19 protein-coding genes are annotated in these 14,258 nt (G+C 57.2%); 7 read left to right on the top strand and 12 right to left on the bottom strand.

All coding sequences use genetic code 11. The features are described 5' to 3' along the window. Positions 1–26: 26 nt before the first annotated feature. Positions 27–149, top strand: a complete 123-nt coding sequence (locus HXY31_RS10145) for a hypothetical protein (protein ID WP_292642648.1) — start codon at positions 27–29, stop codon at positions 147–149. Here HXY31_RS10145 and HXY31_RS10140 read toward each other — a convergent pair. Genes HXY31_RS10140 through HXY31_RS10125 form a run of 4 tightly spaced genes read right to left on the bottom strand, consistent with a single transcriptional unit; the run spans position 133 to position 3,881 of the window. Further along, positions 133–921: a uroporphyrinogen-III synthase gene (locus HXY31_RS10140; RefSeq protein WP_292642646.1), complete on the bottom strand. Its 789-nt coding sequence runs from the start codon at positions 919–921 to the stop codon at positions 133–135. The two genes, HXY31_RS10145 and HXY31_RS10140, sit on opposite strands and share 17 nt — an antisense overlap. Continuing rightward, the gene (gene cobA, locus HXY31_RS10135; RefSeq protein WP_292642644.1) at positions 893–1,666 is read right to left on the bottom strand and encodes a uroporphyrinogen-III C-methyltransferase; all 774 of its coding nucleotides are present in this window, start codon (positions 1,664–1,666) and stop codon (positions 893–895) included. The genes HXY31_RS10140 and cobA overlap by 29 nt, the downstream gene beginning before the upstream one ends. Beyond that, positions 1,663–2,607 carry a hydroxymethylbilane synthase gene (gene hemC / locus HXY31_RS10130; protein WP_292642642.1) on the bottom strand — a complete coding sequence of 315 codons (945 nt, stop codon included), beginning with the start codon at positions 2,605–2,607 and terminating at the stop codon, positions 1,663–1,665. Before hemC ends, cobA begins: the two co-directional genes overlap by 4 nt. After that, positions 2,604–3,881 (bottom strand): aspartate aminotransferase family protein, encoded by a 1,278-nt coding sequence (locus tag HXY31_RS10125; protein ID WP_292642640.1) that lies wholly within the window; start codon positions 3,879–3,881, stop codon positions 2,604–2,606. Before HXY31_RS10125 ends, hemC begins: the two co-directional genes overlap by 4 nt. A gap of 69 nt (positions 3,882–3,950) precedes the next feature. On the opposite strand from HXY31_RS10125, the gene HXY31_RS10120 reads away from it, so the two are divergent. Beyond that, entirely contained in the window at positions 3,951–4,433 is a 483-nt protein-coding gene (locus tag HXY31_RS10120) for a hypothetical protein (RefSeq protein ID WP_292642639.1), read from the top strand. On the opposite strand, the gene HXY31_RS10115 is transcribed toward HXY31_RS10120, so the two are convergent. Next, entirely contained in the window at positions 4,417–5,109 is a 693-nt protein-coding gene (locus tag HXY31_RS10115; RefSeq protein ID WP_292642637.1) for a hypothetical protein, read from the bottom strand. The genes HXY31_RS10120 and HXY31_RS10115 overlap by 17 nt on opposite strands. Before the next feature lie 21 nt (positions 5,110–5,130). Beyond that, positions 5,131–5,535, bottom strand: a complete 405-nt coding sequence (locus HXY31_RS10110) for an EVE domain-containing protein (protein ID WP_292642635.1) — start codon at positions 5,533–5,535, stop codon at positions 5,131–5,133. 76 nt (positions 5,536–5,611) lie between these two features. Here HXY31_RS10110 and HXY31_RS10105 point away from each other — a divergent pair, with 76 nt between their 5' ends. Next, positions 5,612–6,850, top strand: a complete 1,239-nt coding sequence (locus tag HXY31_RS10105; RefSeq protein WP_292642883.1) for a tRNA pseudouridine(13) synthase TruD — start codon at positions 5,612–5,614, stop codon at positions 6,848–6,850. A gap of 115 nt (positions 6,851–6,965) precedes the next feature. On the opposite strand, the gene HXY31_RS10100 is transcribed toward HXY31_RS10105, so the two are convergent. After that, a complete protein-coding gene (locus HXY31_RS10100) occupies positions 6,966–7,184 on the bottom strand; it encodes a hypothetical protein (protein WP_292642633.1) in 219 nt (72 codons plus the stop codon). Between the two features lie 106 nt (positions 7,185–7,290). Between HXY31_RS10100 and HXY31_RS10095 the strand changes: the two genes are divergently transcribed. Together HXY31_RS10095 and HXY31_RS10090 are read left to right on the top strand one after the other, a co-directional pair. Next, entirely contained in the window at positions 7,291–8,469 is a 1,179-nt protein-coding gene (locus HXY31_RS10095; protein WP_292642631.1) for a trypsin-like peptidase domain-containing protein, read from the top strand. Between the two features lie 44 nt (positions 8,470–8,513). Next, positions 8,514–9,170 carry a hypothetical protein gene (locus tag HXY31_RS10090; protein WP_292642629.1) on the top strand — a complete coding sequence of 219 codons (657 nt, stop codon included), beginning with the start codon at positions 8,514–8,516 and terminating at the stop codon, positions 9,168–9,170. A 6-nt stretch (positions 9,171–9,176) separates the two neighbouring features. On the opposite strand, the gene HXY31_RS10085 is transcribed toward HXY31_RS10090, so the two are convergent. The 4 genes from HXY31_RS10085 to HXY31_RS10070 all read right to left on the bottom strand — a co-directional run bounded on the left by HXY31_RS10085 (position 9,177) and on the right by HXY31_RS10070 (position 11,511). Next, the gene (locus HXY31_RS10085; RefSeq protein ID WP_292642627.1) at positions 9,177–9,314 is read right to left on the bottom strand and encodes a hypothetical protein; all 138 of its coding nucleotides are present in this window, start codon (positions 9,312–9,314) and stop codon (positions 9,177–9,179) included. A gap of 75 nt (positions 9,315–9,389) precedes the next feature. After that, complete coding sequence (locus HXY31_RS10080) at positions 9,390–9,923, bottom strand: LEA type 2 family protein (RefSeq protein WP_292642626.1); 534 nt, start codon at positions 9,921–9,923, stop codon at positions 9,390–9,392. A 26-nt stretch (positions 9,924–9,949) separates the two neighbouring features. Beyond that, positions 9,950–10,360, bottom strand: coding sequence for a DUF126 domain-containing protein (locus HXY31_RS10075; RefSeq protein ID WP_292642624.1), 411 nt, complete (start codon positions 10,358–10,360; stop codon positions 9,950–9,952). After that, positions 10,357–11,511 (bottom strand): aconitase X catalytic domain-containing protein, encoded by a 1,155-nt coding sequence (locus HXY31_RS10070; RefSeq protein ID WP_292642622.1) that lies wholly within the window; start codon positions 11,509–11,511, stop codon positions 10,357–10,359. The genes HXY31_RS10075 and HXY31_RS10070 overlap by 4 nt, the downstream gene beginning before the upstream one ends. Positions 11,512–11,602: 91 nt before the next feature. On the opposite strand from HXY31_RS10070, the gene nth reads away from it, so the two are divergent. Then, on the top strand, positions 11,603–12,256 hold the full coding sequence (gene nth / locus HXY31_RS10065; protein WP_366933097.1) for an endonuclease III: 654 nt from the start codon (positions 11,603–11,605) through the stop codon (positions 12,254–12,256). Here the strand turns inward: nth and HXY31_RS10060 are convergent. Further along, positions 12,237–12,935: a hypothetical protein gene (locus HXY31_RS10060; RefSeq protein ID WP_292642618.1), complete on the bottom strand. Its 699-nt coding sequence runs from the start codon at positions 12,933–12,935 to the stop codon at positions 12,237–12,239. The two genes, nth and HXY31_RS10060, sit on opposite strands and share 20 nt — an antisense overlap. A 123-nt stretch (positions 12,936–13,058) precedes the next feature. Between HXY31_RS10060 and HXY31_RS10055 the strand changes: the two genes are divergently transcribed. Continuing rightward, positions 13,059–14,201, top strand: a complete 1,143-nt coding sequence (locus tag HXY31_RS10055) for a hypothetical protein (protein WP_292642616.1) — start codon at positions 13,059–13,061, stop codon at positions 14,199–14,201. Positions 14,202–14,258 lie beyond the last annotated feature (57 nt).

The following is a 14,258-nucleotide window of genomic DNA, read 5'->3' as shown; positions in this document are numbered from 1 at the left end:
AAAGATAAAGCTGGCGGTAGCTTTTAATGAACCGGCGCAAGAGAAAGCGCATGGCACCGGCAAAGAAAAAGTTCCTGCTCGCCGCTGCAGGCGGTGCGGCCATCATAGTCTTTGCAGTCGTGAAGCTGGTCCTTACGCTCGGCTCGTAAACAGCCTCTTTGCCGCATCGACGGTTCCCTTTATCGTATGGTCTTTTGCTTCGTGGCACCTGACTCCTTTCTTTGCAAGCTCGGCAGTCGTGAAGGGACCTATCGAGATCGCGCTGACGCTTTCTGGAAGCTTTTTGCGCATCTTTTTCATTATCTGAAAGAACCCCCTTACGTTTGAGGCGCTCGTAAACACTACGGCGTCAATCTTTTTCTGCTCCAGCATGCCGCCAAATTCCTTCCACTCTTCTGTCACCCCTGCCGTGCGTGTTTTGTAGAGAAAGACCTCGTCTACCTTCATGCCAAGCTCCGACAGCGCCTTTGCGGCAAAGTCGTTTGCCTCGCCTGAGCGCGGTATGATTATCTTTTTGCCTGCAGGCTTGCTTTTTGACATCATTTCCACCAGGCCTATTGACGAGAATCTGGCAGGCATCATGTCTGCCCTGACGTCGTGCTTTTCAAGTTCCTCCCTTGTCTTTGGGCCGACAGCTATGATTAAAGTCTGCTTCAGGATGTCCGCGGCTTTTGTACCGGCAAGGTCGAACAGTATCCTGACTGCCTGCGCGCTCATGAACGCGCAATAGTCGTGCTTTTTCTTTTGCAGCAATTCCAGAAACCGCACCGCGACCTTTCTGTCTGCCGGGACTATCTCGATTGCAGGTATGGCGACAGCCTTGCCTGCTTGTGCCTCCACAAGCTCGAAAAACTCGCGTGCGTCTTGCCTGCTCCTCGTTATCGCTATGGTCCTATTTCGCAGGCCTGGCACCAGTGCCACCCCTGAACCACGCTATCTTGTCATGAAGCGAGGCGACGTTGCCGATAACGACTATGGCCGGCGGCCTGACATCGTTTTCCTTCGCCACCTTTGCGGCAGTCGCAAGCGTCGCGGTAAAAACGCGCTGCCTGTCAGTCGTGCCGTTTTCGATTATCGCCACCCTTGTCCGCGGCTTCATGCCGCCCTTTTTCAGGTCGCGTGATATCTGCTCAAGCTGGCCGATTCCCATCATGACGACTATGGTGTCGACAGCACCCGGCAGCTTTTTCCAGTTTACAGATGCCTCTCCTTTGTTGTCAACGCCCTCGTGGCCCGTGACTATGGCGACAGACGGCGAGTAGCGCCTGTGAGTGAGCGGTATCCCCGCGTACGCCGGACCTGCTATAGCAGACGTTATGCCCGGCACTATCTCGAATTTTATTCCGCGCTTTAGCAGGTATTCTGCCTCCTCGGCGCCCCTGCCAAAGATGAACGGGTCGCCGCCTTTGAGCCTGAGGACGCTCTTGCCCTTGAGGGCGTATTTTGCCATCAGCTCGTTGGTGCGTTTCTGGTGCGTGGTCGGGTCGCCGACTGCCCTGCCCACATATACTTTCTCGGCAGTCCCGGGTATCTGGTCGATTATCTCCTGCCCGACAAGCCTGTCATAAAGAATCACGTTGCAGGTTTTCAAGAGCTCCGTCGCCCTGACAGTCATCAGCTTGGGGTCGCCGGGGCCTGCGCCGCAGATGTATACTATACCTTTCACGCCTTTTTGTTCCACTCCTCCACAGCCTTTCGCCACCCTTCGGCAAGCTCTGCTGCTCCCTGCGCCAGCAGGTCGTCGGCAACTTTGGTGCCGAGCTTGTCAGGATTTTTCGCGCTCCCTGTGGTCTTTGTCCTGATGTTCTTTGCGCCGTCGGCTGAAAAGACGCTTGCATAGAGCGTTATCCTGTCGTCTCTTGCTACAGCGACCGCGCCAAGCGGGAACCTGCACCCACCCTCGACCTTTTCGATGAGGGCTCTCTCGGCGGTTATCTCGGCCCGTGATACAGGGTCTTCGATGCTTCTGAGCATCTCTGCAGTCTTGGTGTCGTCGCGCCTGCAGACGATGGCTATCGCGCCCTGGCCGGGCGCCGGCACGAACTCGTCCACCCTGAACCGCTCCACTATCACGTCCTTCATGCCTATCCTTGTCAGGCCCGCCTCTGCAAGCACGACTGCGTCGTACTCGCCTGAGATCACCTTTTTCACCCGGGTTTCAACATTGCCGCGGATGGGCTTGACCTTCAGGTCGGGCCTTGTTTTCATCAGCTGTACCGCCCTTCGCAGGCTGCTCGTGCCGACAACAGAGCCTGCTGCAAGCTCGCTCAGCTTCTGGCCCTTGTCGTTTACCAGCACGTCGTTGGGGCTCGCCCTCTTGGGTATGCAGGCGACAACCAGCTCCTGCGACAGGTCCGACGGGACGTCCTTGAGGCTGTGCACCGCAAAGTCGACGTCGCCGTTTCTCACGGCCTCGTTGACCTCCTTTTCAAAGATGCCCTTTTCGTCCATCGTGAAAAGCGGCCTCTTGTCCACGTCGCCCTTGGTGCTTATCGTCACTATCTCAAACTCTGTTCCCGGCCGGGCCTTCCTGAGCGCGCCAAGCGCAAGCTCTGTCTGGGCTACCGCCAGCCTGCTGCCCCTCGTGCCTACCCTGATTTTCTTCATTTCTGTTCCTTTATCTTCTTGAACGCCTCGCCGTACGCCTCGACTGTCTTGTCCACGTCGTCCTCCTCATGGGCGTACGAGACAAAGCACGTCTCAAACTGCGACGGCGGTATGAACACGTTGCGTTTCAAAAGCTCGTCAAACAATTTTCTGAATTTTGCAGAGTCAGCCTTCTTGGCGCTTGCCTCGTCGCGCACCTTGTCCTTTGTGAAAAATATCTGGAACATCGAGCCTATCGAGTTTATCGTGCAGTCAAGCCCGCCTGTGTCCTCGATCTCCTCCTCGATGCCCTCCACTATGCTGTCGCAGGTCCGGGCGACCTGCGGGTAAATCGCATCCTTGCCCGATGCCAAGACATCGAGTGCTGCTATAGCAGCCGATACTGAAACCGGGTTGCCCGCAAACGTGCTTGCCTGGTAGACTGCGCCGGCAGGCGCAAGCTGCTTCATTATCTCTTTTCTTCCCGCGATTGCTGCGATGGGAAAGCCGCTGCCAAGCGCCTTTGCAAACGTAGCCAGGTCCGGCTTTATCCCAAAGAACTCGCCTGCGCCGCCGGGGGCAAGGCGGAACCCTGTAACAACTTCATCGAATATAAGAACCACGTCGTTTTGCTGCGTTATCTTGCGCACGTCTGACAGGTAGCCCTTGTCAGGCAGGACGAGCCCGATGTTTGCAAGAACCGGCTCTATTATGACGCACGCCGGCCTTGTTTTTTCAATTGCGCGCTCTAGCGCCGGCGCGTCGTTGTACGGGACCACCGAAGTGTGCGCCGACGCCTCTTCCAAGACGCCCTCTGACGCAGGCACGCTTGCCGCGCCCGAGCCGGCCTTTGCAAGCACATAGTCGTGCGCGCCGTGGTAACCGCCGTCGAACTTTATCACATCTTTTCTCTTTGTAAACGCCCTTGCAAGCCTGATGGCGTGCATCGTCGCTTCCGAGCCCGTGTTCACAAGCCGGACCATCTCGGCGCAGGGCACCATCTTTGTTATCATCTCTGCCAGCTTGACCTCGCGCTCTGTGGGCACGCAGTACAGCGTCCCCTTGTCTATCTGTGTTTTTGCGGCGTCTGCCACCGCAGAGTAGGCGTGCCCGAGCAGGAGCGCGCCGTAGCCCATGCAATAGTCGACAAGCGTCCTGTGGTCGGCTGTTACCAGCTTGCTGCCCCTTGCCGACGCCGCAAAGAACGGGTACGGCTCGTAAAAGCGCACAGGGCTGTTGACGCCTCCGGGGATGACCCTGCCTGCCCGGCCGAAAAGCTGCTCCGACCTTGTCACAGGCAAGACTCCGCGTGGGCGGTATAATAAAGTCACCCTAATTAGGCCCCCGTGCGCGCTACTCATGCGTTGGCGACGACGTTCTCCGCCCTCATGGACGACTTCCGCTCAAACGTGGCGCAAAACCGCGACGCGTTTTTTGCGATAGCAAAAAAGAACCCGCACGCCGCGTACCAGAAGGTGAACGAGCTGGCGCTGTTTGTGGGCTCAAGGCACGGCGTCAACCTGCAATTGCACTTTCCTGTGCCTTCCAAGATATCTGACGTGGACTCGTACGGCATGGAAAACATCGGCATCGTCGTCGACAAGTGGCGCAAGCAGTTTCCAGTCCCCCGCGAGCAGATAAAGAAAAAGGCGGAGGAGATGCTGGCAGGCGCAAAGGCGCAGGACGCCTACATGTACGAGGGAAAGGAGGGCGTCAAGGTCGTCATGCCAGATGGCAGGCTCGAGATACTGCCGGGCTCGATACACCTCTGGTGCAGGGCAGACGAGAGCGTCCGCAAATACGCCGACTGGCTTATGGAAAACGTGTACTTTACCGGCTCAGGCTGACAAGCTCGTACTGGTACAGCAGCTGGTCTGACGGGTCGTAGACCTCTGCCTTGACTGGAAGCGGCAGGTCCTTTACGACCCAGATGCTGCTTGTCTTTTCACCAAGCTTGTAGCTCAGCAAGAACGCGTCAAACGTGCCGGCTTGCGTCTGGACCGTCTCCTGCGCAGTCACGCGCACCACAATCGAAGAAGAAGAGTAGAATATCGTGTTCCACGGGGCGCCGACCACGAGGTACTTGTCGCGCCCGCCGTAGTCCATGTCACGGATGGCAAGTATCGACGACTCGACCGGCTCAAGGAACGGCTTTGCTTCCTCGTCCGGCTGCCCTTCCTTTGTAAGCTGGGAAGAAAGCAGGAGGTCAAAGTCAGAGCGCGCTCCTGTACCGTTTACTATGTTAAAGGTAGTCAGCCACGAGTCGCCCTGCCTGTCAAACGCTATAGAGACGTCCGCGTCCTCAAGCGACGTGGCAGGCCCCATGCCGGTGAGTGTGTAGCCAAGCTCCATGCCGTCTGTCACCTGGGCGCCGACTACATAGATGTCGGCCGCTGTCGGCGGGTTGAACAGGTTGCCTCCCCCAGAAAAGCCTCCTCCAAAGGCGATTATCCCGACGCTCACGCCGACCCCGAGCGCGGAAAAGACCCCCACCATTATTGCAACCTGCCTCTTTGGAGTCACGTACTTACAGAGCCCCAGACCTTATTTATACTTGGACATCTTCATTATCCTGTCCCAGAGCTTTTCCGGGACGGGCATCACCGACAGCCTTGATATCCGCACGAGCTCCCAGCCTGCAAACGCGGGGTCCGCCTTTACCTGCTCAAGCGTCACCGGCTTTTCCAGCCTGCCGGCAGGCTTGACGTCGACTATCACAAGCGACTTGTCCTTGGGGTCCGGGTACGGATCAGACACTATGTCCATTATCCCTACCGCCCGCTTTTCGTCGCCTGTGTGGTAGAATATGGCCCTGTCGCCCTTTCTTGCGGCGCGCAGGTGCTTCAGCGCCAGGTTGTTTGCGACGCCGTCCCACACAGTTTTTCCATCTTTCTCAAGCTGCGAGTAGCTGTACGTCGAAGGCTCTTGCTTGAAAAGCCAGTAAGCCATGCCTGCGTTCACCAGGCTTCCAGATATTAAGTTACAAAGATAAGCAGGGCCGGCCCATGCAGAGCTGTTGAAGCCCGTGCCCGAGATAGACCGCATGGCAGGGATGGAGTGCTACTGCACGGACTTTGCCGGGACCGGAGGCTCGATAAAGCAGAAAAGCGAGGGGTTCAGGGTGTCAGAGCTTGTGGACGACTCGCTCCTTGCAGGCATATCGCCCGCGTTCGGTGGCGCGCACCGCTACCCTCTCTACGTCCTTGAAAAGGAAGGCGTGGACTCGAACCACGCGCTGATGGAAATAGAGCGCGTCCACAGGCTCCGGCTGCGCGTTATGGGGATAAAGGACGCCAAGGCGGCGACCACGCAGTACGCCGGCGCAAGCCACGCGTGGAAGGACCCTCCCAAGAGGCTCGAAACCCAGCACACCCTGCTCTCGCTCAAAGGCTTTACGAAAAAGCCCATCGGCAGGGAGTCGCTTGCAGGCAACGAGTTTGAGATAACAATCCACGGCGCCGGAAGCAGCATCGGCGGCTTTGCGCGGGAGGCGGGCAAAATAGCCAACTTTTACGGCCTCCAGAGGTTCGGGAGCGAGCGGATGGTCACGCACCTGGCAGGCAGAGAGATTGTGAAGCGGAACTTTGCCGGCGCCGTTAGGCTGTTGCTGTGTTACACCACAGAATACGACTCGGAGTCAAGCAGGGAGATCAGGAAAAAATGCGAGGATCCTGCAAACTATCGCCGCGCACTGAAGGAGATGCCCCGCGGCATGGACATCGAGCGGCAGCTGCTTGCCGCGCTGGCAGACGGCAAAGAACCGGTCGCGGCGCTCAGGGCGATACCGATAACAATCCGCCGGCTCTTTGTGCAGGCCTACCAGTCGTTTCTCTTCAACCGGTGCCTGAGCCTTGCAATCGCGCAGGGGCACGACGTGACAAGCCCGGAGGAAGGAGACCTCTGCTTTGAGATGGAAGGGCCCTTCACGTTTGGCAGGGTGATGAAATTCAGCGCTTCGGGCAAGCAGATGGTCCCGGCGGTGCGGATGGCCGGCTACACCTTCCAGCCTGGCAAGGGCAGGTTTGAAACTATTACCAAGGGGCTTTTAGAGCAGGAGGGTGTGGCTGCAAGGGACTTTTACATAAAGGAGATGCAGGAGCTCAGCCAGCAGGGAGGCTTCCGCCAGGCGCCGCTATGGTGCAGGGACCTTGCCTTTTCACAAAATCCATTGCGCGTGTCGTTCAAGCTTCCGAAAGGCTCGTACGCCACGACTCTTTTGCGCGAGCTGATAAAGCCGGAAGACCCGATAGCTGCTGGATTTTGAAATCGGGCCCTGCCCGTGGACGAGAGGAAGAGGCGGCGCCCGGAACAGGGCCCGAGCTTTTGGGTTAGCAGCATGAAGCTGGCAGCCACGGTATTAAAAAAATGGCTTAACATGGTTAACGGACGCTCGGCGCGACCTTCATCGCCCTCATCTTTTCCTTGTACTTTGTGCCCCGCGGCTTGGTCCTGAGCCTGTAGCCGCAGCACGGGCAGAGGTTGCCGTCGCATTTCAGGAAAAGGTCGCATATCTGGCAGCGCTTTTGTCCGCACGCGTACCTGCTCGGCCCCTCGGACCTGTACGCCCTGTAGCTTGGACAAATCCCCCTACATCCCATTACGCCATCTGTCCTCTTGCATGCAGGCGCTTTGGGCATGACGCTGATAATGTCTTGCTTAACTATGTTACGTAAGGCATTATTTGCAACCGTCGATACGACAGTCATGGCCGTACCGCGTTCAAGCGCAATACTTGTTGCAGCAGCCATGGCACTTGGAGCTCTTCTTGGTTCTGGCATCACATCATATCTCTCGCAACCTGCCGTCTCGCAGCCTGACCTGCCGCAGGCAAACATGCAGGCAACGGCGCAGGCTGAACAGCAGACTGCAGTCCAGGCAAACGACCTGACTGCAATCTATAACCAGGTTGAAAACTCGGTGGTCCAGATAACAGCCAGGGTATCTTCTGTCAACAGCAACATCATCATAAACGGCATGCCGCTTGAAAGTCAGTCGACTGTCCTTGGCTCGGGCTTTGTCTACGATACAGAAGGCCACATAGTGACCAACAACCACGTCGTCGACGGGGCAAGCGAAGTAGAGGTGACGTTCACCGACGGCAACACATACTCTGCAGAGGTGCTCGGCAGGGACGCGTACAGCGACCTTGCGGTGCTCGAAATAACCGACAGAATGGCCGAGACGCTTGAGCCGCTAAAGATGGCCGATTCGTCAAAGGTCGCAATAGGCGAGCCGGTGATAGCAATAGGCAACCCTTTTGGCCTTAGCAACACGATGACTGCCGGCATCATAAGCCAGCTTGGCAGGCTGCTTCCAAACGAGAGCTCGGGCTTTTCGATACCAAACGTCATCCAGACAGACGCGGCGATAAACCCTGGCAACTCGGGCGGGCCGCTCCTTAACACAAAAGGCGAGGTGGTGGGCGTCAACACTGCAATCCGCTCAAGCACCGGCGACTTTGCAGGCGTGGGCTTTGCAATCCCGTCCAACACCGTGAACCGCATAGTGCCGGTGCTAGCAAAGGAAGGCTCGTACGACCACCCGTGGCTTGGGATATCAGGCGCCAGCATCAACCCCGACCTTGCCCGGGAGCTCGGGCTTGAAAAGAACTACAAGGGCATCCTAGTGAACACCGTTATGCAGGGCGGACCTGCGGACAAGGCGGGCATCAGGGGAACGACGGTGGACAGGGCAGGCAACATTTCAGAGAAGGGCGACATCATTACTGCAATTGACGGCCATTCCGCAAAGAGGATGGAGAATCTGATAACGTACCTGGAAGAGCAAAAGGCAGTCGGAGACAGCGTGACGCTCTCAGTCGACAGGGCAGGTCATGAAATTACAATTAAAGCGGTCCTGGAAGCAAGACCCGGGCTGAACTAGCTCCCGCACAACAATATATACCGCCGGGTGGTACAGCGCGCAGGATGCTTGGAGACCGCAACCTGCGCGAGATAATCGAAAAGACTTTTGACAGGTTGTACCAGGACCTGAACGTCAAGGTAGACAGGGCAAACCCTGACCGCATCCACGCGATAGAGGCCGCGCTCTGCACCCGGCTTGCCTACTATGAGCGCCGTGACCCGCTGCCGGTCGACAACGCGACAAAGATGTCGATCCTTCTTTCGCACGGCATGCGCAAGGCCCTGAGCAACGTACGTGGCGAGTACAAGGCAGACAGCCTGGCACTGCAGGTGGACGCAGACATGGTAATAGCAGACGAGTTTGTCGTCCGCTTCGAGGTGGTTCCGGAGCTTCCCGAGGTCCCGCACCCGAGGCACATGCTCTACCTCAACGCGTGCCTGTTTGCGCTTGGCAAGCAGGACGGGATGCTCATATACATGACCGGCGACGGCAAGACCACCGAGTTTTCGATAACCAGGAACAACAAGATGTTTGAAGAGATAGTCAGGCGCGCAAGGGTGCTCAGCACGCTTTTAAAAGAGAACAAGGTGCCCATAGTCGAGCCCTCTGACCTTTGCACCAGCTGCAAGTATTATTCACGCTGCTATGCAAGGGAAAAGGTAAAAGAAGGAAGCGGGGACCTCCTGGCCGACCTTTTCGGCAAGCTGAAGGCCAAGTAAAAAAGATCAGCCGCCGTGGCTTTCCACGGCTGACGTGTATCCGCCGCTGTACCGCCTCGCCCTTGACCCGAAGAGGATCGCAGCGAGGAAGATGAACACGCCGATCGTCGTACCGAATATCATTGCAGCTGCTGTTTCCGCCATGCCGATGCGTTTTTTTCCAAACTTATTATCCTTATTGGTATGGCATATTCCACAAAGTGATATTATCATAAAATCTTATGGAAATGTCACGCTGAACGTCTCTTCCAGCGCGGAGGTCTCCAGGTTTGCCTGGGTCAGCCTGTACGCCGACGTGCCGGTTATCGTGTAAGTGGCAGAGCCGTCGACCATGCTGTCCCACTCTTGCGCTATCTGGTCGTTTCTTTCAACAGTCGTCGTGACTGCCGGTATGGGCGACGACCCCTGCGAGACTATCAGCAGCCCCTGCGAGCCCACCACGAACCCCTCGGCTATGTCTCCCCACTGGCCCTGCGTCACCTGCCTGTTATCGATGAACAAGTCGTACTGGATGGCCTCTATGTACATCGACCTAGGGTTGGGGTTGCTCACTGCAAACTTGACCTGCAGCTGCGCCTCGTCGCCCTCGACTCCCGTCACGGTCACGTCGGTAACCGACACTACAGGCGGGAGCACCTGCACCTGCGGCCGCTCCTGCGGGCCTGGAAGCGCAAGCCCCGGCCCGAGAAGGAAAAACACCGCAACGGCCGCGACAGCGATGCCACCTGCGGCCGCGTATACAAACTTGTTCACTGCAAGCTTTTCTCTGCTTCTTCTGTTTAAATCTGTCGATTGGAGTCTATCGTGCCGCTGTCTGCGTCCACCCTGACGCGCGTCCCGCCCTTGATTGAAGAGATGGGCTTTTTCGCAGGCAGGTCCACTACAGGTATCCTTGCTATTGCGCAGCCAGACGCTGTTGTGATGTCGGCCTTTGTGCAGACAATTGCCGCCGGAGCAGTTCCTGATTCTCTCAGCGAGTAAAAGACGTACGCGCCGACGCTGCTCCCAATCGCGTTTGGGAACACCAAGACCGTGTCTTTCAGGGACCTGCCGAACAGCTCATGCTTTTCGTCAGTTATCCTGCCCGTCTTTGCGTCGACCATCGCAAGAAAGTTTATCGGCTGCGAGCTGACAAGCGCCGCGCCTTCGCCTGAGCCCCCGACTATTTTCCTGCAGCCTGAGATCTTCATTGCGTGTACTCCTTCACTATGGTCTTCATGTCCTTGAGCGCGACGCCGACCTTGTTTGAGCTGTTCATGTAGTAGGCCGCCTTGACGCTGCTTGTTATAACCGAGTCATAGTTTTCCTTGCTGACATAAGGCGTGAGGCAGGTGCACGAGTCGCACATGAACTCGCCGCCCGCTTTTTCGAGCCTGCCGGCAAGCCCTATCTTGACTGCCTGGTTGTGAATCGCCCTCGAGCAGAAAATCATGCACCTTTTCTTGAACTTTTTGCCTTCAGTCAGGTTCGCGAGCGTGTTCAGCTCTTCGATGTTGAGCTGCGGGCTGCCAAAAGTGATGACGTCGCCGTCGTCGGCAGTCGACAGTTCGTCTTTTATCTTCCTTGCTTCTTCTTTTCCAAAAGAGATTTTTTCTTTTGCCTTGGGGTTCCCAAGCGTAAACATGCCGCACGACCCGGACGTGCCTATGCCGGCTGAAAGCGCCTTTGCCTGCGGCCGCGACAATGAATCAACTCCTGCAAGCGCGACGCTTGAGCCCTTGACGTTTTTGCCGGCAAAGTACCCGAGCAGGCCAAAGTCAAGCTCGCTTTTGAAATCAAAGTCTGCCTGGATCTTTACATTTGGGTTCCTGCCCTCGTCGAGCCTGAGGTCTGAGAGCGGCGCCTTGCCCGTCACAGAGCTTGCAAGCGCCGAGAGCGCTGACTCTTTGTTCGTCTTTATACCAAGGAGCGAGTTTGAGAATACAGCTGCATTGCTCTCTGCAAAGCTCACCTGCGTCCCCTTGCGGGGCATGTCAAACACGTCGTAGGGAGTGCAGGTAAAGGAGGGCTCGACGCCCATGCGCTCGTACGACCTGACTATGCTCGCCTGCTTTTCTGCAAATTTTTCAGAGATGCCTTCAGGATGGTTCATGTCGTAGCCCATCGGGTTGACAGTCGTCCTTATTGCGACCCTTGCCTCCCTGCTAAAGCTGTCAAGGAACTGGACGCCTGCGTCGCCAATCGTGTTGTAGTTGACGCCGGAGACATGCGCCCATTTTACGGGAACGAGTTTTTTTGCGCCCGTCGCCTCGCCTATTGCGGCAAGGATGCGGTAAGCGGAGGCAAGCGCCTCGCCCTTTTCGCCACGGAGCGCCCTCTCTTCCTCCCGGTCAAGTTCCACGATCTCACCTTTGGCAAATGACTATAATAACCATTGGAGGAGTGAGATTATATCGAGGGCAGAGATAGTTTTCCTGCTCTTGGCATCAGACGTGGGCGCTATACTGAAAAAGATGGAGGAGACTCTGCACCGCGAAAAGCCGCCCCGGCTCACCGCGCTGCGCGGGCTTCAGATGGAAGAGCACGGCGACCCCTTCAAGATACTTGTAGGCACCATACTGTCCGCAAGGTCCCGGGACGAAAACACCACCAAGGTCGTGAACAGGCTGTTTGCAGTTTACAATACGCCGGAGGCCCTTGCAAAGGCAGACATCCGCGAAATAAAAAAGATAATCCACAGCATCGGCTTTTACAATGTCAAGGCCGCAAGGATAAAGCAGGTCGCCCGGGAAATAGTGGACAAGTTTGCAGGCAAGGTCCCGTCAGACATCGACAAGCTGCTAGAGCTGCCCGGAGTCGGCCGCAAGACCGCAAACTGCGTTCTTGTCTACGCCTTTGACAAGCCTGCGATACCAGTAGACGTCCACGTGCACCGCATCTCAAACAGGCTGGGGCTCGTTAGCACAAAGACGCCGGAGCAGACCGAGCAGGAGCTTTTGAAAATAGTCGACAGAAAGCTGTGGACAAAGGTGAACGACACGTTTGTGATGTACGGCCAGAACATCTGCCTGCCTGTCAGGCCTAACTGCAGGGCCTGCGACCTGAAAAGAACCTGCAGATACTACGCTACTTCTTCCTCTTCTTGACAATCAGCAGTATGCCTATCACCGCCCCGACTCCGGCCATTATCGCGCCGGGCAAATAGTAGACGGGCGTGCCGACTATGCTTCCAAACACCAGGCTGAAAGAGACCGCGCCTGCGTAGGCGTTTGCGGGCAGTCCTGATTCGTCGTTTCCGTACACCTCTACAGACGCAAGGTTAAAGCCGTTCACGTCCAGCTTGTCGACCACGACGCGCTGGCCGTCAGAGATGAGAAGCCCCTGGTTTTCCACGTGGGTAACTCCGACAGGACCCTCGGTGGACCATCCTCTCTCGTCATTGCTGTAGATGGTGGTGTAGCCTATCTCCGGGCTGTTCACGTTCACGACATATTTCCTGACATCTCCGCCGTACATGTAAATCTCGATGAACTTTTCGCTCGGGGCCTGCTCGCGCAGCACCATCACCACCTTGGCGTCCTGCTTTGTAGTATAGGACAGCGTGTTTTGCACGCCCATTATCCAGTTCTGGCCGATGGGCTGGTCAAAGGTGTATACCACGGGGTCCCTGCGATCGTGGTTTGCGGCCCCGTACGGCAGGACAAAGCTTTCGTTGCGCTCGCCCTTGACAATGTCGTAGGCCTGGTCGCCCTGTGCGTATGCTGCAAGCGGTACAAGCACGACAAGCGTCAGAAAGACGGCCACAAGCGTGCGTGGAACGGGCACGAGGTGTATTTTCGCAGACTAGTAATATATACGACACGCGTAGAGCCCGGCTCCATTTCGGGCCATGCGGAACGCCCGTTTCAGAGTTCCTGATATAAGCTCTGGCCGTAATAAACGGCGGAAATGGGGTGGGCGAGGACGGCCGGCATTGTACTTGCTCTAGCGATTGCTGCATCGCTGCCAGCAGTCACCGCGCAGGCCCAGTCGTTTTACATTACAACGAGCAAGGGAGTCTATGAAGAGGGCGAGCGCGTGGTGGTGGCAGGCACGGTGTCAGACGCCGACGACCCGCGGCCCGTGCTGGTAAAAGTAACAAGCGGCGGGGACGAATGCGCAAGGCAGAACGTCAGGCCACTCCGAGACGGCTCGTTTGTCTCGAGACCCATGAACATCACGGACTGCGGCGCGGGCGATTTCAAGGTGACTGCCGCTCACGCCGACGAGACCACGTCCGCCTCTTTTGCAGTGCGGGGCAAGCAGGAAGTGGAAGACAGCTTTGAGCTGCGCGCAATCAAGTCGACGGTGACTGAGGCGCAGGATGTCGTGAACGCCCGGGTGCGCGAAATGCTTGACGCAAACCTGGCGATACCCGAGCGCGCCGCAGAGGCCTACAGCAAGGGCGCGGCGGAGGCTTCGCTCACCCTCCAGGGAGTCGAGCGCGGGGACGTCGAGTTCGCAGGCGAGCACAGGGAGCAGGCCCTTGCGTATTTCAGGGAAGCACTCGACCTGCTCTCGCCGGACAGGCTGGGCGCTGTGACCGACGACGTCAGGGAAGAGCAAACCCGCGTCTCTGCTGCAAACGAATGGCTCGGCCGGTTGCAAGATCTGTTTGGCAAGCTCGTAAACCTTGCTGACAAGAACAACCTCGTGGTGGACGAGGAGTTCAGCAGGATTGACGGATTTTTGAGCGACGCCCGGCAGCTCATCGGCGAAAACAGGACTGACAGCGCCGAGGAGTCGTTAAAGTCGGCAGACCAGCTCCTCGAAGAGGCCCGCAAGAAACTGATCCAGCAGGCTGAAGGCGGCGACTCGCAGGCGCAGTCCCTGACTTCGGCGGCCGACAGGCTGCAGAGCACTGCGCAGGAGCTGCGCGGCCAGGCCGACGGCGTCCCAAGGGCGCTTGCAAAGGTGAACGCCTCGTTTGTGCTCATTAACGGCGCCAGGGCTTCCATAGAGGAAGGAGACTATGACGCGGCCAAGGCTTCGCTTGACTCGGCGCTCAGGATTCTGGAAGACGCCAAAAAGATACTTGAAGACCGGGACTGAAGCTCCTCGGGATTCTTTGAAACAGGCATAACAGGGCCCGGAAGCGCAAATCGACTT

It is taken from the genome of Nitrososphaera sp. (assembly GCF_013388945.1).
Classification (GTDB): Archaea; Thermoproteota; Nitrososphaeria; order Nitrososphaerales; family Nitrososphaeraceae; genus Nitrososphaera.
This window is presented reverse-complemented; position numbering and strand designations above follow the sequence as displayed.